Genomic DNA, 19583 nt, shown 5'->3' on the forward strand with positions numbered 1-19583 from the left:
TCCCCGCCCCTGGGCGGACGGAGGCTTGCTGTGACCGGCACGCGCGTCGACCTCGACCGTGCCAGGCTGTTTCTCCTGCCCCGTCACCCGCAAGCCGGGGCGGAGGGCGACGGCTCCGGGCCCAGCGAGGTGAAGTCGTCGCCCAGGACGAGGTCCACCGTGGTACCCGCGCGGCCCGAGGGGGTCAGGCGGGCGCCGGGTACTTCGCGGGCCAGGACGGCGGCCTGGCGGACGGCGGCCGGACCGTAATCGATCACCGCGGTGCCCGGGACGGTCTCCGAGCCGTCGTAGACCCCGAACTCCGTGACCCGGAAACCTCTTCCGGCGAGCTGGTCCGACGTGCTCTTCGCGAGGCCGCCGCGAGTGGTCGCGTTGTACACGGCGACCGTGACGTCGCTGTTCTGCAAGGCGGGTGTCGCCGAACAGGCGGACGCGGACACGGAGGTGGTGGCGGAGGAGGAGGCGGACACGGGCACGGCGGACGCGGGCGGATCCTGACCGGCGTGGTGCCCTCCGCCGGGCCGGGTCAGCACGACGAGCAGCGCCGCGACGCCCAGCCCTGCGGCCACGGCAGCGGTGTACGTGAGCACCCTTCGACCGTGGCCGGGGTGGGGTGGTGGGTCCACCTGGGTCGGCGCGTGCGCGGTGCCGCGAGGGACGGCAGGGGCGGTGGGCCGGTCATGGACGGGGGCGCGGTCCCGTGTGGCCGGCCGCGCCGCCGGGGGAGCGGGCGACGTGTCGCCCTGCGTCGCCGCGAACGTACGCGCTTGGGCCGCGGTGGCGCGGATCAGGGTTGTCACCGGCCCAGGGAGCCAGTCGGGCCGTGCCGCATGCGGAGCGAGCGCGGCCGTCACGTCGTCGGGCGCGGGGCGGCCGGCCGGGTCCTTGGACAGGCACTTCTCGACGACCGTCCGCAGCGGGCCGGACAGCGCGGCGAGGTCAGGCGTGTCGTGCACGATGCGGTACATCACCGCCTGGGCGCCGTCGCCGCCGCACCGGCGCCGTCCCGGGTCACCGCGAACCTGGTGCACTTCGGGTGCTCTTCATGAAGACGGAGGAAGTCCCGGGCACCGCGCAGGCGGGTGCGCAGGAGGCGTTGGGTCACCTGGCTGTCGAGACCATCCCCGGCCTGCCCTCGGCCGACCAACCGCGAGCGGTCAGGCGTTTGGCCTTCGACCGCACGCCCTCGACCTTCGCCGGAACCGGCTCAAGTCCGAGCGCGGCCGCGAGCTGCCGACAGTCCATCTCGTTTCTGCCTGCCCCGTTCAGCTCCTCCAGGGCATTCATGATCCGCTGGTGGTTCGGCGCCGGCACGCTTGCGTCGAGCCATTCCGCCACGCCGGGCCTCCACCCGCTGCCGGGCAGCACGCCCAGCTCTTCCAGAGCCCCATTACCGACGGCACCCGGCACCTCCGGGTGAAAAGATCACTCTGCTCCGCCATTGCGGGCGCCCTTGTCACCCTGGCGACCGTAAGCCGTGCTGCCTCGGCGGTAGCGGGTTACCGTGTGCCTGAAAGCTGTGCCCCCGCAGCACTACTTCGAACTCTGAACCCCCTCAGAACCTCTCGAAGGGAGAAGTTCATGCAGCAGACCAACGAGATCACCGGTGGTACCACATTCACGTTTGGCATCACGCGCGCTGCGGCAGAGCGAGAAGGCTTCCCCGTCAGCCACCAGAGCCTGGCTACGATCGACCTAGGGGTTCGGGAGCCAATGCGCTCCGCAGACATGGAGAAGGTGGTAGCCGACGCCGAAATCGTAACCTCTTTGCTGAAGGAGCATCCGGACGAGATGGTCGCAATCTTCAACAGTATTGTGGCTGGACGCACGGACGAGACCAAGGAAATCGCGACACGCCTCGGCCTGAACGAGGAATCTTTTCAACGGCAAGAAGGTGGCATGTGGTTCTACATCGCCATGGTGGGAGTAGTCATTCTGGGGTGCGTGGCCTTCGGCTGCGATAAATAGCAGCTTTGCCGTTATGTGGCCGACCCGCCGGTATCGGCCACGATGGTGGGGCAGACCCTGCAGGCGGCTGGGCCACGCTGCGAGAACCACCTGCAGTCGCGGCGGATGGCACAGCTCGGAAGTACGCCCGGACGCGTCAGGCCGTGGTGGTGTGCGCACTCGCTGCCGGGGGGATCGTCCAGCACGTGATCGATGACACCGCATCCCTCGCCGGTCCACTGCGAGCAGGCACTTTCGATGCAGGGCTGGCTGAAGCGGTACCGGCGCTCCGGTTCCCCCGCATCCTGCAGGCGGGAGGCGAACGCGGTGTCCAACACGACGGGCGTCGGCAAGTACGCCAGTCGGCCTTGCTCCGTCATCACACCGATGATCGAGCCGCCCTCGTGGCAGACACCGCTCGGGCAGGCCCGGTCCCTGCCCTGGTAGTCGGCGGCTGCCGTGGTCATTAATTCTCCCGTTCGGTCGCCGACCTTTGAAGTTCCGTCATCAGATCTGGTCGGGGAATGCCGTGCCAATACACGTTCGACCTCACCGGAACCATGAGGGAATCCTTCGGCAGAAGGTCGCCCAGCGCCAGGGCGCCGGCCTGTGCGACCGCACGACCGACTCTCTCCTGCTGCTCCTCGGTGAGTTCGACATCGGTGAGAACGAACTTGAACTCGTACTTGCTGTCGCTTTCCACAACGCCTCCGTTGTCGCTGCAGGTGGTCACTGTCCGGTGAGAGCTGGACGGTAGCTTGCCCGGCAGGCCGTCTTCGCTCGATCTTAAGAAGATGAGTCCAAGTTGGCGATGCGCGTGACCCGAGCGGGTGACGGCTCGGGGATCAGCTTGTAAGGAGGCGGGTCCGCCCTTTTCCGAACCAGGGATGGGGAAGAAGAGCCGGGCGCAATCCGTCACCGTGGGTTCAAATCCCACCGCCTCCGCGATGCGATGTCGCGGAGGCGGATAATCGTAGTCGTCGTTCAGGAAGTAGTGAGCGTCCCGTCGACGTCGGTGAGGCCAGCGCGCAGCCCGTCCCGCAGGCGCTCAACAGCTCGGCCAGTCGCTCGCGGGACCGGTCGGCGACTCCTCCAGGCATGCGGCGTGCGCCCAGGCAGGGGTGAAGTGCGATGTGCATGAGGCCGTCGGCGGTGGACGACAGTACGTTCCTCCGCGCAAATGCTTCTCAAGCGGCCTACGGGGATGGCGGTTCGGCGGTCTCGACTGTGGCGATGATCCTCACCAGTTCTGACAGGGCTTCCTCACGGCGATCCCCGGACAGTCCGACGGAAACGCTGTTAGCGACGAGGAACCGCTGCATACGCTCAAGCCGTAGGTGGAAAGAGTTTAGCTGATGCGAGGTGCGGCTGTAGAGCCAGAAGTTCAGGCCCGCCACTACCTCAACCACACCACCTCCCAGGAGGCTGACCAACGGCGCGGCCAGTTGGGAGGTTGTCATGGCGAAGGTGACTGCCGCTAGGAAGAAGGCGGAGCCGGCCACTGCGGCGACGACGGCGGCGTTGAAACTCCGCCGAGCCTGTGCAAGAACATTCTCGTAGTAGAGGCTGCTCAGCCGGAACTGGCTTGCCGCTACCTGCTGGATGTTGGTGGGATCGGCCCGGGAGACGTCAATCAGAGCATCGATGACATCCGTCTCGGAGGGAGGTAGGTCAACTGGCTCGGGAACGAGTCCAAGCTCCCTTTTCAACGTATCCCGAAAGCTGGCGTCCTCCATGATCTGAGCGACCGGAACCACCGTCAGCGCGTGCGTAGCCAGGGAGTAGCTCGTGATGACCCCGACCACTCGCCCTTCGGCGCACGCCGCAGCACCACCGATCCCGTTCGGCCTTTCCAAGGGACGGGAGGGCCGGAACAGCAGACGCCGTGAGTCAGGGAACTCCCCCGGGTCGATGGTCCCCGTGATGCGCCGCGTTTCTGGCTCATAGTCTCCCCAATGCGATTCGGGAAACCCGATAACTGTGCAATCCCGCTCGCCTTGGCCGATGAATCGAGCAAACTCCACCAGAGCCTGCGGGTCAGTGGGCCGCAGGTCAGGGTCGTCGATCCGTAGGATCGCAACAGGGAGTTCTCCTGAAGACGACTTCCACACGACTGTGCATGGACGCACCTGGCCGCCCCCTGGTAGGCGGGCAAAGAGCCTTCCGGCATCACGTTGGACAACGAACGCAGCCGTAAGGATCAGCGTCGGCGAAATGGTGTAACCACTGCCCCGGTGCTGGGGCCGGTCACCTCCCTCACCCTCAAGTAGCAGAACGGCGCTTCCCGTCGCCATCGACACTGGTGCCCCCTCCGGCTGTGGCAGACTCACCGAAGTTACCGCCACCTGTGACGCTGCGTCCCCTCAACTCCACCCAGGGAACCAGCTGATGCGCAGGTAGGTGGGGAACAGCACGATCCGCGTGGAGATCAAGGGGCGGGTGTGTTGATGCAACTCGTTCGTGGGTCCGGCGCAGAGCGAGTACCTGTGCCACTTCACCGGCAGGAACAGTGACTCCCCCCGGCGAGTGCCGTCGGTGCGCCGTGGGACTCACCGGTCCGAGTTGCCGGAGGAGCTGTGAATCGGCAGCCCTGGTGGGGTCGCCGACAGATGCGCGGCGCGTGTCGCCGCTGGTAGACGCGGCGTTTCGAAACCGTCCACGCCCACACCGGAGGCCCAGGTCAGGGGCCCCTCCGTCATCACGGCGGAGGGACCTTTGGCGGTTGCGTGTTCGGCGGGCGTGCTTGGGTCGTTCCGGCGACCGATGCAGCTGCCGAGGTGCCCGTTGTCCCTCCGCCCCCGTTCCCGCGGGCAAGTCCTGCCGCTGACTGCGCGGAGCGCGCGGGCGAGCAGTCCGGGCGGCGGCGATGTGGGTGGGGGACCGGGCGCTCCGACCGGACGTGCACCGGTGCCCGGCCGGGAACGCGGCAACCGGTGGGGCAGTGCGCCCGGACCGGAGCGTGAACGGCCCGGTCAGGTGAGAGGCGGGTACGGGTGAGGCGAGCGAGGACGTAACGGAGCGTCGGCTTGCGCGGGCCCGGCGCGGAGCAGGGGTCGTGTGGGGCTCGTGGTCAGACCCACCCGCGGCGTACGACCTCCATCCCGGCCTGGAAACGGGTCTCGGCCCCCGTCTCCGCCATCATCTTGTGGATGTGGCGGTGGACCGTCCGCACACTCCAGCCGAGCGTCCGGGCGATCGTCTCGTCGGTGGCCCCGGTGGCGAGCAAGCCCAGGAGCTCCCCGGCGATGGCGGGTTGATCGGTCTCGCCGTCGGCCTGCTTGAGCCGGTTGAAGGAGACCGCCCGATCCCAGATCGCCTCGAAGAGCGCGCTGAAGGCGTCGAGCATGGAGGAGGGCCGCACGAGGTAGGCCGCGTCGGCCACCGCTCGCCGTGAGATCGGGATCAACGCGAGCTGGTCGTCGCAGAGCACCATCTTCATCGGCACGTGCGCGGAGACCCGTGCGCGCTCGCCGTGCTGGATGCGCCGCCAGACGTCGTCGAGGCGACCCGGAATCTCGAGGGCCGACGGATGGTAGACGACGCGGTACACCAGGCAGCGCTGCTCGGCCTGGCTGAACTGCTCGGGGTTGCCGGCCACCGGGTGGTCGAGATAGGGCGGCATGTCGAGCGCCCGGATCTGGCGTTGCGCGGTGCGCTGGAGCCGGATGACGGCGTTCTGCACATTGACCGCGCCGTCGACGATCTCGATCAGCGAGGCAGGATCGGGCGTGTCCCGGTCGAGCGCTGCCTGCTCGGTCGCGAGTTGCTGCGCGTGTGCCCGCAACTGCATGAGTTCCCGCTGCCGTTCCGCGATGAGCGCGTTCGCTGCGGCATCGGGAGGTACGGCGACGTACTGGACGGGACTGACGGGCAGCCTGGTGGCCAGACCGCGCTCGACCAGCCGCCCCAGAATCCGGGTCGTCTGGCCCCGCGGCAGTGCGATGTCGGCCGCAAGGGTCTCGGCCTCACTCCTGCCTCGCCGCACCAGGGCCTCGTACGCCAGTGCGTCGACGCCCGAGATGCCGACCGCCTCCCACATGCTCACCCCGCGTCAGTGCACGTCAGAAACCTGACACATGACAGGAATCCGCACCCGGAAATGATTGTCGGCCGAGTCTACCGTCTGACAGGATCCCGCCAACCCCCCTGACGTGACCGATACCTGACACGCCGTGGGATTTGAGATGGGAGCCCGTGCACACATGCGTTCACGAACTCGACGACGCAGACGGACGACACACCCGTCGCTCCGCTCATCGACAGCGGCTCTGGTGATGATCCTCACAGCCGCGACCGCGGTGGTCCTGCCGACCACCGCCCACGCTGCCGACGGCACCGCTGCCGGAACGGCCCCGCCCGCAGCCGCGACGGCACCGCCGCCACCCACCCGTGCGACGGCACGGCCCACGCCTGGCAAGTTCGCCGTGCCGGCAGGATGCAACGTCGGCCATGACACCGGCCGGGGTGACGACGGCAACGACGTCCCGTACGCACGCTGCCTCGCCGACGGTATGGCCGACGCGCAGGGCCGCCTCGTACAGCAGGACGACGAGCCGCTGCCGACCTCGCTCGGCCCCGCCGACATCCAGCAGGCGTACAACCTGCCGTCGGGCGGCGACGGCCGCACGGTCGCCATCGTCGACGCGTTCGGCTACGACGGCGCGGAGTCCGATCTGGCCGTCTTCCGCGCCCACTACGGGCTTTCCCTCTGTACGACGGAGAACGGCTGCTTCACCAAGGTCGACCAGCGCGGCGGAACGGACTACCCGGCCGAGAACCCCGACTGGTCGATCGAGACGGCGCTCGACCTCGACGCGGTCTCCGCGGCTTGCCCCGGCTGCCACATCCTGCTGGTGCAGGCGGACAACAACGGCTCGCCGAACCTCGGGCAGGCGGTCGACACCGCGGCCCGCCTGGGCGCCGTGGCCATCTCGAACTCGTACGGAGTGGACGGCGAGTTCCCGTACGAGTCGTACTACGACCACTACTACGACCACCCGGGCGTCGCCGTGACGGTCTCGAGTGGCGACTCCGGCCATGTGCAGAGCTATCCCGCGACCGACCCCGACGTCATAGCCGTCGGCGGTACGACCCTGAACAGGGACGCGTCCTCGCCACGCGGGTGGACCGAGACCGCCTGGTGGAGCGGGGGCAGCGGCTGCTCGCTGTACGAGCCCGCGCCCGACTTCCAGCAGGACATCACGACCGGGTGCGCCGGCAACCGGGCGACCGCCGACGTCGCCGCCGACGCCGACTCGGAAAGCGGCCTCGCGGTCTACAACACCCTCGGCCAGGACGGCTGGGCGCAGTGGGGCGGCACCTCCCTGGCCTCACCGCTGGTCGCCGCGATGTACGCGCTCGCCGGCCCGGCGGTGCCCGGCACCTACCCGGCGGACTACGTCTACCGCAAGAACGCGTCGCTCAACGACGTGACCGACGGCAGCAACGACTCCTGCGGCGGCATCTCGTGCACCGCCGGTCCCGGCTGGGACGGCCCCACCGGCGTCGGAACCCCGAACGGCGTCTCCGCGCTCACGCTCGGCCCGTCCGCCGACGTCACGGGCAAGGTCACCGCGGCCAACAAGGCGCTCCCCGGCGCCACGGTCACCCTCACGGGCCCCGACGGCTACGCCTTCCACGGCGTCACCGACGCACACGGCCGCTACGACGTCGCAGTCGCCGCGGGCACCTACCGGATGACGGTCTCCGACTTCGGGTACGACGGCGACACCCTCGACGGGGTGACCGTCACGGCGGGCGCCGGCGTCAGCCGCTCCGTCGATCTGAGGAAGCTGCAGACCCGCGCCGTGAGCGGCACGGTCCGCGATGCCTCGGGGCAGGGCTGGCCGATCTACGCCAAGATCACCGTCAAGGACGATCCGGACGGCGCCGTCTTCACCGACCCGGTCACCGGGCGGTACAGCCTGCAACTGCCGGTGGGGGCGTCGTACACACTGAGCGCGACGCCGGTCGACATGCCCGGCTACAACAGCGCGACGGGCACGGTCGACCTCGCTGCCGGATCCGGCACGGTCACCCGCGACATCGGGCTCCACATCGACGCCTCGACCTGCACCGCCGCCGGCTACGCCTACACCTACGACGGCGCCGGCACCGACTTCCAGGGCTGGTCGGCCGCGCAGGACGGCTGGTCGGTCACCGACGACGCCGGCCAGGGCAAGCAGTGGGTCTTCGACGATCTCGGTCAGAAGGGCAACCTGACCGGTGCGAGCGGCCAGTTCGCGATCCTCGACGACTGGTACCACCCGGCCGCCCACGACAGCAGCCTGGTGACCCCCCTGCTCGACTTCACCCACCAGACGAACCCCCAGATCGGCCTCAGCACTTACTACAGCGACCTCGGGTTCGGCAACCAGACCGGCTACATCGATCTCAGCCTCGACGGCGGCACCACCTGGCAGACGCTCTGGACGACACCGCGCACGACGTTCCAGGCGAGCTTCGCCATGCCCGTTCCGCAGGCGGCCGGAAAGGCGAACGTCAAGGTCCGCTTCCGGTTCGTCGGGCAGTGGGACAACTACTGGGAGCTCGACAACGTCTTCGTGGGCTCGCGCTCGTGCACAGCCCTGGCGGGCGGCCTCGTCACCGGCCAGGTCACGGACGCGAACACCGGTGCCCCGCTGACGGGCGCCGAGGTCTCGATGCCCGGTGGCACTCCCGCCGTCAGCCGGACCACGAACGACGACCCGGCACTCGGCGACGGCTTCTACTGGTTCTTCGCTCCCGGTACCGACGGCCGGCCGACGACCGCGGCCGGTCGCCACTACACCACGGCCACGGCCACGGTCACCCCCCGGGCCCACGCGGCCGTCGACCAGGACTGGGCGCTGAAGGCCGGACAGGTGACGGCCGGACCGGCATCGATCTCGGTGCGCTCCGGCAAGGGCTCCTCGACGACGTCGCAGACGAACACCCTGACGCTGACCAACTCCGGCACGCAGCCGGCGACGGTGACCGTCGTCGAGCAGGACGGCGGCTTCACTCCTCCGGGCGGAAAGCACCAGGACACCTCGCCCGGAGCGCCGCTGAAGCGGACGAAGGTGGCGGCGTCGCCGCGTCCCTTCGGCCCCCGGCACGCGGCTGAAGCAGGGCCGCTGCCGCCGATGGAGGCCGAGGTCAACCCGGCCTGGTCGGACCTGCCGAACTACCCCACTCCGATCATGGACAACGTCGTGGCGGAGCACGACGGGATCGTCTACTCGGTGAGCGGCTGGAGTGACTCGGGAGTCACGGCCGACGGAGCCGCGTACGACCCGTCCGCCGGGACGTGGCGGGCGATCACCCCCCTGCCGCAAGCACGCGAGAACGCCATGGGCGGGTTCGTCAACGGGAAGCTGTACGTCGCCGGCGGCTGGGACCCGCAGGGCAACCCGATGTCGACGACGTACGTCTACGACCCGGCCAAGGACTCCTGGTCGCGGGTGGCGGACCTGCCGGCGCCGGCAACGGACGCGGCCGCCGCCGTGGTGGGCGGCCGCCTCTACGTCGTCGGGGGCTGCTCCACCGCCCTCTGTGACACCGCGTCGTCCGTCTACCGGTACGACCCGCGAACGAACGTCTGGACGCGGCTGGCCGACTACCCGCAGGACGAGGTGCTGCTCGGCTGCGCGGCATCGGGCGACGGTCTGGTCTGCGCCGGCGGCATCGGGCCGGTGACGGACGAAGCGTCCGACTCGGCGTACCAGTACGCCGCCGGGTCCGACACCTGGAAGCGCGTGACCGACATGCCGAATCCCACCTGGGGAATGGGCTACACGGGCGCCGGAGGAAAGCTGCAGATCGTCGGCGGCATCGTCACCTACGACTCCACCAACCAGGCGGAGGAGTACGACCCCACCACGGGTGTGTGGTCGGCACTGCCCAATGCGACGTACGCGGTCTTCCGCGGCGGCGCGGCCTGCGGTCTGACACGCGTCGGCGGCGGGTACTCCTCCTCCATGGCAACGCCGTACGCCGAGGTGCTGCCGGGGCAGGAGGGGTGTGTCACCGGCTCGGACGTCGGATGGCTCTCGACCTCGCAGACCAAGGTCACCGTCCCGGCCGGCCGGACAGTGACCGTCCAGGTGCGTACGGATGCCTCCGCGACGTCCACCCCGGGCACGTACCAGGCCCGGCTGGCATTCGTCACCGACACGCCCTACACCGTCCCGCCGGTGAACGTGGCACTCACGACCCGGTGAGGTGAACCCAGCGGTGCCGGGTCGGCCGGGGCTACCCGGCGCAACACGCCGTGATCGGCTTGACGGCAGCGGCATTGCCTCCAGGGCAGCCCGCTCACCATCAGGCCACAGCTTCGGCCGACCCGTCCGCGCCACCCCACCCGGCCTGCCGTGCTGAACAGGTCGTGGCGCCGCCGGCCGGCGCCCTGCCGCTCCCATCCCCCGGGGCGGCAGGGCAGCCGGCGGGCGGGAGCGAATCGCCACGGCCGGACGAAGCTTTGAACTGCTGGTTCGCACGAGATGCGGCCGGCCAACCGCTTGCATCCCGGGAGAGGCGAACGCGCGGCTGACGAAGGCGACCCTCAGGCCGCGCGCACCGGTGCGGCTCCAAGGCCCTGGTACGCCGGGCGTCGAGCCGGTCGGAGACCTCGTCGAGCCGGTCCGGCCCCCGGGGCCGCCCAGGCCCTGCCGGCAGCTTGCAGCGTCGCCGGTGCGGCGAGTGCGTCAGCGGTGATGTCCCGGCGCCTCGCGGTCGGTCTGTAACAACGCCGCCAGCCCCCCGACACCGAGCGCAGGCAGGATGGAGCGCGCGGGGCGGTGGAACGGAAAGGCATGCGCGTGCTTGAAGTACTCGGGCTGGACGAATCGCAGGAGAACGCGTACTTCGCGCTGCTGGACGGGCCGCCACTGGGTCTGGACGAGCTGCACGGCAGGACCGGAATCGAAGTGGACTCCCTCAAGGGCGCGTTGACCCGGTTGGAGGACCGCGGGCTGCTCTCCCGGCTGACCGGCGACCGCACCCGCTGGACCGTGCTACCGCCGGAACACGCCATCGAGGTGCTGCTGCTGGCGCAGGAGCGGGACATCAGGAAGGTGCGGACACTGACCCAGTGGCTCGGCGAGAAGCACCGCAAGGGCCGGGGCGACAACAACGCGGCCGCCCTGGTCGAGGTGATCAACGGCCCCGAGGCGGTGGCGCGTTGCGGCCAGCAGCTCTTCAACAGCGCGGAGCGTGAGATCAGGGGCATCGACGCACCGCCCTACGCGCAGGCCAGGGACGGCTCCATGGTGAACTCCCATGCGCACATGGCCGAGCGGGGTGTGCGCAGCCGCTTCGTCTACGGCCGGGACAACCTGACGCTGGAAGGCACCATAGGCCGGCTGGAGCGGGACCTCGCCGACGGCGAGGAGGCCCGTATCCTGCCGCATGCGCCCATGAAGATCATCCTGGCCGACGACCAGGCCGGACTGATCCCGCTGGTAGCCACGCCCGAGGTGCTCGACTCGTGCATCCTGGTGCGCCCTTCCGCGCTGCTCGATGCGCTCTCCGCGCTGTTCGAGACGCTGTGGCAGCAGGCCCAGCCGTATGTGCCCGACGGGCTTCTGGCCGCGGGGGAGGCCGACGGCGGCCCGACCCAGGACGAGCTGCGCATCCTGTCGCTGCTCGCCGTCGGGCTCTCGGACGACGCGATCGCCCGCCAACTGGGCATCGGGCTGCGGACGGTGCAGCGCCGCGTGCAGGCGCTGCTGGTCCGGCTCGGCGCGGGCAGCCGCTTCCAGGCCGGTGTACTGGCCGCCGACCGCGGGTGGTGGCGTCCACCGCACCGGCCGGCAGCCGGTGCGGTGGACGCGGCGGGGCCGCGGGTCTGAGCCGAACCCCGCGGCCCCACCGGTCACTTCGGTGCGAGCGCCGACAGTGCGAAGTCGGCCGTGACCGCGCCTCCTCTGATCAGCCTGAGCGTTCGGGTGGACGGACGGTAGCCGTCGGCCGCCACGATGACCGTCAGCGTGCCGTCGGAGACCGGCCGCCACAGCCGGTAGTGGCCCTGCGCGTCGGTGGTCACGGTGGTGTCGCCGTTCATGGTGTCGACCTCCACCACGGCACCGGCCAGCGGCACCGCCCCGTTCTGCGTCGTACCGGTCACCGTGCCCGACAGCTCGCCCCACCCGGCCGGCGCGGTCACCGACATGGTGATCGGCACCGTCAGCGAGGCGTACGGCGTGTCGCTGTCGATGACCAGGTTGGCCCGGTGGTCGCCGTAGTCGGCCGCGCCCATGGCGCCGGCGTCCAGGGCCACCTTGACGGTGGTGGACGCGCCGCCCTTGAGGGTCACGGTCGTGGCGCTCTCCGACAGCCAGGGCACGTCGGCGTGCGGCGCGTCCCAGCCGGTCAGTTCGAGCGCGCTGTCCATGACGAAGCCGTCGGCGCCCTTCCCGCCGGTGAGGTACCAGCCGGGGGCGGCCTGGCCGAGCATCTGCGGCAGCGGCAGCGGCAGCGGGGTGAGCTCCGACCAGGAGTCGGACCCGGGGTCGTACGCGAACGTCCGGCTGGTCACGACGCCGGAGCTGAGCTGTGATCCGCCGGCGACCAGCAGCCGGCCGTTCGCACTGGTTCCGGCCCCGCCCCAGAAGTCCACCGGGGCGTCGGCCACCTGCTTCCACTCGCCGGTGGACGCGTCGAGCCGGTAGGTCTCCGGGGTGTCCTGCGCGGCCCCGCCGTCCGGTTCGTACGCGCCGCCGGCGCAGGTCAGCGAACCCTCCACGGTGCCGCACGCCGGGTAGGAGACCGGTAGAGGGTAGGACTTGCCCACCGACCACGTGCCGGTGGCCGGATGGTAGACCTGCACGTCGGTGGTGCCGCAGCCGATCTGGATGTCGCAGCCGCCGATGACGTACAGGCTGTCGCCGGCCACCCCGTAGCCCGAACCGCCGTAGCCCAGGGGGGCGTCGGGGATCTGGGACCAGGTGTCGGACGCCGGGTCGTAGACCTCGCCGCCACGGATGCCGCGGCCCGCCTCGTCACGGCCGCCCACGACGTAGAGCTTGCCGCGGATGAACCCGTAGGCGGGAGCGGCCCGCTTGGTGACCGGGGCGGCCAACTGGTGCCAGCTCGCGGTGCTCTGGTCGTAGGACCAGAAGTCCTTCGACCACGCCCCGCTGCCGTCGACGCCGAGGCCCGCGTAGAGTACCCCGCCGTTCACGGCCGCGACACCGCTGAAGGTCGTGTGCGGCAGGTTGGTGAGCGACTGCCACGACTGGCCGGAACCGGTCGCCGCCGCTCGGACACCGGTGCCCGCGGCGGACGCCGCGGCGGCCTGGGCCAGCGCCGTGTTCGGCGTGATCGAGGTCGGCGCGGTCACCGCGTGCGAGGCGCCGGCCGGTGCGGCACCGGCGCCGACACCCTGCTCGCCGAGCGAGAAGGTGACCGGGGAACCGCCGGTGTTGGTCAGCTTCACGCTCACCGTCTTGCTGTTCCCCCAGGCGACGGACGCCGCAAGGGCGTTCACCGAGGTCGCCAGCCGTGCGGGATGCAGCGCGAAGTCCGCCCATGTGGCCTTGTCCGCGCCCACGTTGACCTTGGACGTGACCGCGGGGTAGCCGAAGCCGGCCAGATCCGCGGTGAAGGACTGCTTCCCGGTCAGACCGGAGAACAGCCAGTAGACGCCGTCGCCGACCGCCGGGTCGCCGGGCGAGACCACGGCCTTCGTGCTGTCCGCGGGCGCCGCGACGCTGGTGACGGCCGCCCCGGGCACGCCCGAGCCGGTGTTGGCGTCGGTGACGTGGCCGACGAGCAGCCCGCCGGGCAGCGCCTCCAGCTTGCGGGTGCCGACGGCGATGTCGTCGATCTGCCAGATACCGGTCAGGCTGCCGGTGAAGTGGAAGCGGACCTGCACCGACGCGGCGCCCGCGTAGGCGTCGAGCGGCACGCTCTGGTGGGAAGGACCGGGCAGCACGTCGTCGTGGTGCCACACCGTCGTCCAGTCGGCACCTCCGTCGGTGCTGACGTCCACGTCGGCGACGGCGCCGTCGAGGCGGTAGGTGTAGGGCAGGGCGCTCTCGAAGTCCAGTTCCGGGGTCTTCTCGGCACTGAAGTCGTATACGGGACTGATGAGTTCGGTGTCGACCGGAGCCCAGCCGAGGGCGAAGTCGTCCACGCCGGCGAAGCGACCGGAACCGCCGGTCTGGTTCCCGCGGTTGAGGGAGTCGTCGAACTGCCAGCCGCCGGCCGGGGTGTTGTTCTTCACCGTCCAGCCGCTCGGCGTGCTCGCGGTGTCGAAGCTCTGCTGCCCACCGCCGTGGTAGGTGATGTCGTACCCCGCGGGCAGCACGCCGTAGGTACTCATCTGCGGGATGAGGTCCACGCCGGACAGCGGGCCGGTGCCCACACCGACCTGCTGGGTGACCGGCTGGTAGCCGGGCACGAGCGGGGTGGCGTGCACGGTGTAGTCGCGGTTCATCGGGACCGTCAGGCTGTACGCGCCGGACGCCGGGTCGCTGTACGTCTCACCGGGGACACCGTCCAGGGTGATCCTGGAGTAGACGCCCCAGTGGTGCGCGCTGTCCTTCACGTTGCCCGACACGGTCTGTGTGGGCACCGCCGTCAGCGCGACGTCCTTCGTCAGGTCGGTGCCGTCCGGCAGGTCGAGGGTGCCGAGGTCGAGGTCGGCGTAGCCGAAGGCGCCGACTGTGACCGGATAGGACCCGGCCGGGACGCTGACTCGGTAACTGCCGTCCTTGGCAGTGGTGGTGTGGTAGTAACCGATGTCGACCGCGGCTCCCGCGACCGGCTTGCCGGTGTCCACGTCGGTCACGGTGCCGTGCACGGTCGCGTGCGGGCCCGGCTTGAAGGCCGCCGTGCCGTCGGGCGTACCGAGGCCGGTGGGACCGTCGTAGCCCTCCTGCGCCACGCACAGGTAGATCGGGTCGCACTCGGGCGTGGGACCGAAGCCGCACAGCGAGGCGTCCGCGCAACTGGCGTCGTCACCGGTCGTCACGTCGTGCAGCGCGGAAGGCGTCTGGTACGGGTACGACGACGGGTAGGTGCCGGCCACGGGGGTGCCCGCGAGCGCGTAGGTGCCGGTGATGATCGGCGCGGACGCGCTGGTGCCGCCGTAGACGCCCCAGCCGTTGTCGGAGAAGCTGTTGTAGACGGCGACACCGGTCGCCGGGTCGGCGACAGCGCTGACGTCGGCGACCGTACGGCCGTCGCAGCCCTTGTCGGTCTGGTAGGCGGGCTTGGGCTCGACCGCGGAGCAGCCGGAGGCGGTTGCACCCCAGTGCGGGAGGCCGTCCTGGCCGGTGACGACCGAGTTCCACACCGACTCGGTCCAGCCGCGGTCGCTGTCGTCCTTGGTCAGCGAGGTGCCGCCGACGGAGGTGACGTTCGGCGAGGACGCCGGGTAGCTCACGCCGTAGCCGAGGTCGCCGGAGGCGAACACGACGGCGGTGCCGGGGTGGTCGAAGAAGGCCGCGTCGACGGCCGGTTCCGCCGGGTCGTCGATGTAGGCGCCGTAGGAGTTGGAGACGTACTGCGCGCCGAGGGCGACCGAGGTGTTCACCGCGATGCCCAGGTCCTCCATGGAGGTGCTGGCCGCCTCGACGAGCAGGATGTTCGCGCGCGGGGCGACGGCCGAGACCATGTCGAGGTCGAGTGAGATCTCACCCGCCCAGCCCTCGTCGGGTACCGGGATGTTCGCGCCGCCGTTCTGGTCGATCTTGCGGAAGCAGCCGCTCTCCTCGGTGCAGGCGGGCAGGCCGTACTGCTGCCGGTAGACCGCCATGTCGGCCGCCGCGCTGGGGTCGTCGTAAGCGTCCACGATCGCGATCGTGGCGCCCGCGCCGCCGTCGGCGGGCAGGCCGTAGGCCGACCGCAGGTCGCCGGGCGAGAGCCCGTCGGGCGTCGTCGCGGTGCCGTCGGCGCGCTGCACGCCGAACGCCGAGCGCAGGCCGGTGCGGCGGAAGGAGAAGCAGGTGAAGGAGTCGGGCTTGGGGGCGCCGCACACGGGCTCCGCGGTGACCTTGCCCTTCTGGGCGGCCGGCTGGGCGGCGCCGGGGGCGGCGAGGGCGCTCTGCGGCAGCAGCAGCGCGAGGCAGGCGAACAGAGCGGTGACGGCCGCCGCGACGGTGCGGTGGATCCGGGCCGGTCTCGGGGAGTCGACGGGTCTGGGAGCACTCCCAGGTGAGTTGGCAGCGGGCGGGGGTATGGCGCGCAAGGGACATCTCCCGGGGTTCTAAGGATGCCGGCACCGCGGGACCGTCCCGGTGAGGGACGTGGGCGGTGTGGTTCAAGATCCCCATGCGCCCCCGCGCTGGTCAACGCGCCCCGGGTGGCGGCTTACCGCCGTGTCGGGTTCACGCCCGCGGGGCCCCGGCGGGCAGTTGGCCGAGGTGAACCTCTTCGGCGGGTGCCGCGCCCGGGGCGGCGGCGGCCGGGGGGCACGACGCACGCACCCCTGCCGACCCCCGTCGTCGCGGTACGCCGAGGTGCTGCCGGGGCAGGAGGGGTGTGTCACCCGCTCGGAGGTCGGATGGCTCTCGACCTCGCAGACCAAGGTCACCGTCCCGGCCGGCCAGAAGGTAACCGTCCAGGTGCGCGCGGATGCCCCCGCGACGCCCGCCCCGCGCATGTACCAGGCCCGGCCGGCATTCGTCACCGACACGCCCTGCACCATTCCGCCGGTGATCGTGGCACTCACGACCCGGTGAGGTGAACCCAGCGGTGCCGGGTCGGCCGGGGCTACCCGGCGACCCGGCACCGCTGCTTCACACGTGAACCGTGGGGGTGATGCCCGCGTCCTAGGCGGTCCACCCCATCCCGTTGTAGTCCCAGTCGGCCAGGCCCGAGGCGCCGAAGTTCGCCAGGCCCGAGCGGACCGCGAGGATCTGGGGGCGCTGGTAGAGCTCGATGGAGTGCACCTGGTCCCAGATCTGGGCGTCGGCCTGGTTGTACAGGTCGATGGCGGCGTTCTGGTCGGTGGTCTGCGCGGCCTTGGTGATCAACTGCTGGATCTGCGGGGTCGAGATCCGGCCGTAGTTGCCGTAGACCTGTGAGGCGGTGGGCGCCTGGAAGGTCGAGTACAGCAGCGTCTGGAAGACGGCATCGACGTTGCGGAAGCTCACCAGGTCGAAGGCGCCGGTGTGGACGTACTTCTCGAAGTAGTCGTCGGCCGGGACCGTCTGGATCTTCACCGCGATGCCCGCCTGGCCCAGCTGGGCCTGCACCAGTTGCGCCTGGTCGGTCGCCGAGGTGCTGGAGCCGGCGCTGAGCACGTACTGCAGGGTGAGCTGCTTGCCGTCCTTGGTGCGGGGCTTGCCCGCGCCGTTGTCCTTCCAGCCTGCCGAGTCCAGCAGCTTCTCGGCGCCCGCGAGGTCGTGGCTGCCCCACTTGCCGCTGTTGTCCTTGTAGCCCTGCTGGTTGGGCATGAAGAAGTGGTTGCCGAGCGGCGTGACCGGGAAGGGCAGGTCCTTGGAGAAGGCGGCGACGATGCCCTGCCGGTCGATCGCCAGATCCACGGCCTGCCGGACGGCGAGGTCCTTGAGCGGGCCGCGCGCGCCGTTGAGGGTGATGTGCACCTCGTCCCAGCGGGCGCCGCTCCTGATGTCGGTGCCGGGGGACTTCGCCAACCGCTTGTAGTCCTCGGGCTGGATGGCGGAGGTGTAGTCGATCTCCTTGTTGAGGTAAGCGTCGGTGTCCGCCGAGGCGTCGAGCGCCCGGTAGATGATGCTGTCCAGCTTCGGCTCGGCGCCCCACCAGTTCGGGTCGGGCACGGTGGTGACGGTCTGCGCCGTCTTGTCGTAGCCGCTGATCTTCCAGGAGTTGCCGGTGATCGGGACCTTGCCCAGCCAGCCCTTGTTGAACAGTTCGGGCGTCGCGATCGAGGGCGCCGGCAGCAGCGGGCGGAAGAGCCGCTTCCAGTCCGCGTACGGCTTGCCGAAGGTGATCTTCACCTGCTGGTCGTCAACGCCCCTGGTGACCGCGGAGATCTGCTCGTAGCCGCTGGTGTCGGCCACCAGGTAGCGGTCGTCCCCGCCGTTCAGCGCCTTCCACTGGGTGGCGAAGTCCTGCCAGCTCAGCTGCTTGCCGTCGGACCACTTCGCCTTGGGGTTCAGGGTGTACGTCACGACCTGCGGGCTGGTGGAGGTCACGTCGGCCGAGAGCAGGAAGTCCTTGTCGACGACGGAGGCGCCCTGCGCGTCGTAGTGGAAGAGGCTGGGCTCGACCTGCGCCACGATGGACTGGGCGTCGCCCTGGTTGCCGTCCACCTGGTAGGAGTTCCACTGCGAGATCCACTGCTGGATCGCCATCTTCAGGGTGCCGCCCTGCTTGACCTTGCTCAGGGGCTGCGGGTTGATCCCCTGGGCGTGGACCGCGGGCGGCGCGGAGCTCTTCTTCGCGTCCGGTTTCGCGTCGTCTGAGCCGCTGCTGCACCCCGCGACCAGCGCCACCGCGGAAAGGGCCACGGCGACCGCGGTGACAGGTCTGCCGAACATCCTGGGCATGGGCGATTCCTCCGGTAGTCGAACACGGTGCAGCAGCAACTGTCACCACGGGGCACAGTGCTGGCGGCTGACGTTAAACCGCACCCGAGGTCACTTGCGCCCCTTTGGTGAGGCTGTCATGGTCTCTTCATACGTCTGCAACACTCGGCCTCCAAGATCGTGAGTGACCAAGGGAGAGGACCCGACGTGCTCGCGTATCTGGGCAGGAGGCTCGCCTACTACGGGGCCCTGCTGCTGGTGGCCGTCTGCCTGTCGTACGCGCTCGCAGCCACCGCGCTGCAGCCGCGCGCGTACTTCGAGGCGCGGCAGCCGCCGCCGCGGCCGGCAGCCGTCCAGGCGCAGCTCAGCGCGCTCGGCATCGACGACCACACCCCGCTCTACGACCGGTTCGGCCACTGGGCCGCCCACGCGGTGCGCGGCGACCTGGGCCGCACCATCGACGACACCTCCGTCAACGACGAGTTCGGCCGCCGCGTCGGGGTCAGCCTGCGGCTGCTGGTCGTCGGCACCGCGGCGGGCACGGTGGCCGGCATCCTGGCCGGCGCCTGGACCGCGGTGCGCCAGTACCGGCTCTCCGACCGGCTGGTCACCCTGACCTCCTTCCTGCTGCTGTCCACGCCGGTCTTCCTGCTCGCCGTGCTGCTCAAGATCGGCGCGATCAGGCTCAACCAGGCGCTGGGCACCGACCTCATCCAGTTCACCGGCGAGAAGACCCCGGGACTGCAAGGCGGTTGGGCCGCGCACGCCAAGGACCGGGCGGTGCACCTGCTGCTGCCGAGCCTGTCCATCGGCCTGATCACGCTGGCCACCTACAGCCGCTACCAGCGCAGCACCATGCTGGACGTGCTCGGCTCCGACTACCTGCGCACCGCGCAGGCCAAGGGCCTCACCCGCCGCAAGGCGCTGCTGCGGCACGGGCTGCGCACCGCGCTCATCCCCATGTCGACCTTCTTCTCCTACAACTTCCTCGCGGTCTTCACCGGCGCCATCTTCACCGAGGCGATCTTCGGCTGGCACGGCATGGGGGAGTGGCTGGTCGCCTCCATCGGCAAGGACGACGTCAACTCGGTCGTCGCCGTCAGCACCTTCGCGGCCGTCGTGGTGCTGCTGTCGGGCTTGGTGGCCGACCTGCTGCACGCCGCACTCGATCCGCGCGTCCGCCACTCCTGACAGGGG

General features: G+C 70.3%; 12 protein-coding genes. 4 read left to right on the plus strand and 8 right to left on the minus strand.

The genetic code is table 11. The features are described from left to right. Positions 1-83 precede the first annotated feature (83 nt). The gene (locus IH54_RS42070) at positions 84-956 is read right to left on the minus strand and encodes a LytR C-terminal domain-containing protein (protein ID WP_159012191.1); all 873 of its coding nucleotides are present in this window, start codon (positions 954-956) and stop codon (positions 84-86) included. A 145-nt stretch (positions 957-1101) separates the two neighbouring features. After that, on the minus strand, positions 1102-1338 hold the full coding sequence (locus IH54_RS0131765; RefSeq protein ID WP_199923494.1) for a hypothetical protein: 237 nt from the start codon (positions 1336-1338) through the stop codon (positions 1102-1104). A gap of 243 nt (positions 1339-1581) precedes the next feature. Here IH54_RS0131765 and IH54_RS0131770 point away from each other — a divergent pair, with 243 nt between their 5' ends. Further along, on the plus strand, positions 1582-1968 hold the full coding sequence (locus IH54_RS0131770; RefSeq protein WP_031523573.1) for a hypothetical protein: 387 nt from the start codon (positions 1582-1584) through the stop codon (positions 1966-1968). An 11-nt stretch (positions 1969-1979) separates the two neighbouring features. Here the strand turns inward: IH54_RS0131770 and IH54_RS0131775 are convergent, their stop codons facing one another. From IH54_RS0131775 to IH54_RS42075, 4 genes are all read right to left on the minus strand, one after another. Next, complete coding sequence (locus tag IH54_RS0131775) at positions 1980-2414, minus strand: hypothetical protein (RefSeq protein ID WP_031523575.1); 435 nt, start codon at positions 2412-2414, stop codon at positions 1980-1982. Further along, the gene (locus tag IH54_RS0131780; RefSeq protein ID WP_031523577.1) at positions 2414-2650 is read right to left on the minus strand and encodes a hypothetical protein; all 237 of its coding nucleotides are present in this window, start codon (positions 2648-2650) and stop codon (positions 2414-2416) included. The genes IH54_RS0131775 and IH54_RS0131780 overlap by 1 nt, the downstream gene beginning before the upstream one ends. Before the next feature lie 493 nt (positions 2651-3143). Then, positions 3144-4241, minus strand: a complete 1098-nt coding sequence (locus tag IH54_RS45850; protein ID WP_324607840.1) for a TRADD-N-associated membrane domain-containing protein — start codon at positions 4239-4241, stop codon at positions 3144-3146. Between the two features lie 776 nt (positions 4242-5017). Beyond that, on the minus strand, positions 5018-5986 hold the full coding sequence (locus IH54_RS42075; RefSeq protein ID WP_052398096.1) for a helix-turn-helix domain-containing protein: 969 nt from the start codon (positions 5984-5986) through the stop codon (positions 5018-5020). A 235-nt stretch (positions 5987-6221) separates the two neighbouring features. Here IH54_RS42075 and IH54_RS0131795 point away from each other — a divergent pair, with 235 nt between their 5' ends. Together IH54_RS0131795 and IH54_RS0131800 are read left to right on the plus strand one after the other, a co-directional pair. Further along, positions 6222-10148 carry a carboxypeptidase regulatory-like domain-containing protein gene (locus IH54_RS0131795; RefSeq protein WP_234344106.1) on the plus strand — a complete coding sequence of 1309 codons (3927 nt, stop codon included), beginning with the start codon at positions 6222-6224 and terminating at the stop codon, positions 10146-10148. A 591-nt stretch (positions 10149-10739) separates the two neighbouring features. Next, positions 10740-11777 carry a helix-turn-helix transcriptional regulator gene (locus IH54_RS0131800; protein WP_052398098.1) on the plus strand — a complete coding sequence of 346 codons (1038 nt, stop codon included), beginning with the start codon at positions 10740-10742 and terminating at the stop codon, positions 11775-11777. 23 nt (positions 11778-11800) lie between these two features. Here the strand turns inward: IH54_RS0131800 and IH54_RS0131805 are convergent, their stop codons facing one another. Together IH54_RS0131805 and IH54_RS0131815 are read right to left on the minus strand one after the other, a co-directional pair. Beyond that, positions 11801-16120, minus strand: a complete 4320-nt coding sequence (locus IH54_RS0131805) for a carboxypeptidase regulatory-like domain-containing protein (RefSeq protein WP_052398099.1) — start codon at positions 16118-16120, stop codon at positions 11801-11803. Positions 16121-16703: 583 nt separating this feature from the next. Then, positions 16704-18407 (minus strand): ABC transporter family substrate-binding protein, encoded by a 1704-nt coding sequence (locus IH54_RS0131815; RefSeq protein WP_043182845.1) that lies wholly within the window; start codon positions 18405-18407, stop codon positions 16704-16706. 186 nt (positions 18408-18593) lie between these two features. Between IH54_RS0131815 and IH54_RS0131820 the strand changes: the two genes are divergently transcribed. Further along, positions 18594-19577, plus strand: a complete 984-nt coding sequence (locus IH54_RS0131820) for an ABC transporter permease (RefSeq protein WP_031523593.1) — start codon at positions 18594-18596, stop codon at positions 19575-19577. Positions 19578-19583 lie beyond the last annotated feature (6 nt).

The sequence above is a fragment of the Streptomyces sp. NRRL F-5123 genome (assembly GCF_000721495.1).
GTDB lineage: Bacteria > Actinomycetota > Actinomycetes > Streptomycetales > Streptomycetaceae > Actinacidiphila.

Coding starts and splice junctions, on each gene's coding strand:
- IH54_RS0131800 (WP_052398098.1), top strand. CDS start 10,740: ATGCGCGTGCTTGAAGTACTCGGGCTGGACGAATCGCAGGAGAACGCG.
- IH54_RS0131775 (WP_031523575.1), bottom strand. CDS start 2,414: ATGACCACGGCAGCCGCCGACTACCAGGGCAGGGACCGGGCCTGCCCG.
- IH54_RS45850 (WP_324607840.1), bottom strand. CDS start 4,241: ATGGCGACGGGAAGCGCCGTTCTGCTACTTGAGGGTGAGGGAGGTGAC.
- IH54_RS0131795 (WP_234344106.1), top strand. CDS start 6,222: ATGATCCTCACAGCCGCGACCGCGGTGGTCCTGCCGACCACCGCCCAC.
- IH54_RS0131815 (WP_043182845.1), bottom strand. CDS start 18,407: ATGCCCAGGATGTTCGGCAGACCTGTCACCGCGGTCGCCGTGGCCCTT.
- IH54_RS0131770 (WP_031523573.1), top strand. CDS start 1,582: ATGCAGCAGACCAACGAGATCACCGGTGGTACCACATTCACGTTTGGC.
- IH54_RS42075 (WP_052398096.1), bottom strand. CDS start 5,986: ATGTGGGAGGCGGTCGGCATCTCGGGCGTCGACGCACTGGCGTACGAG.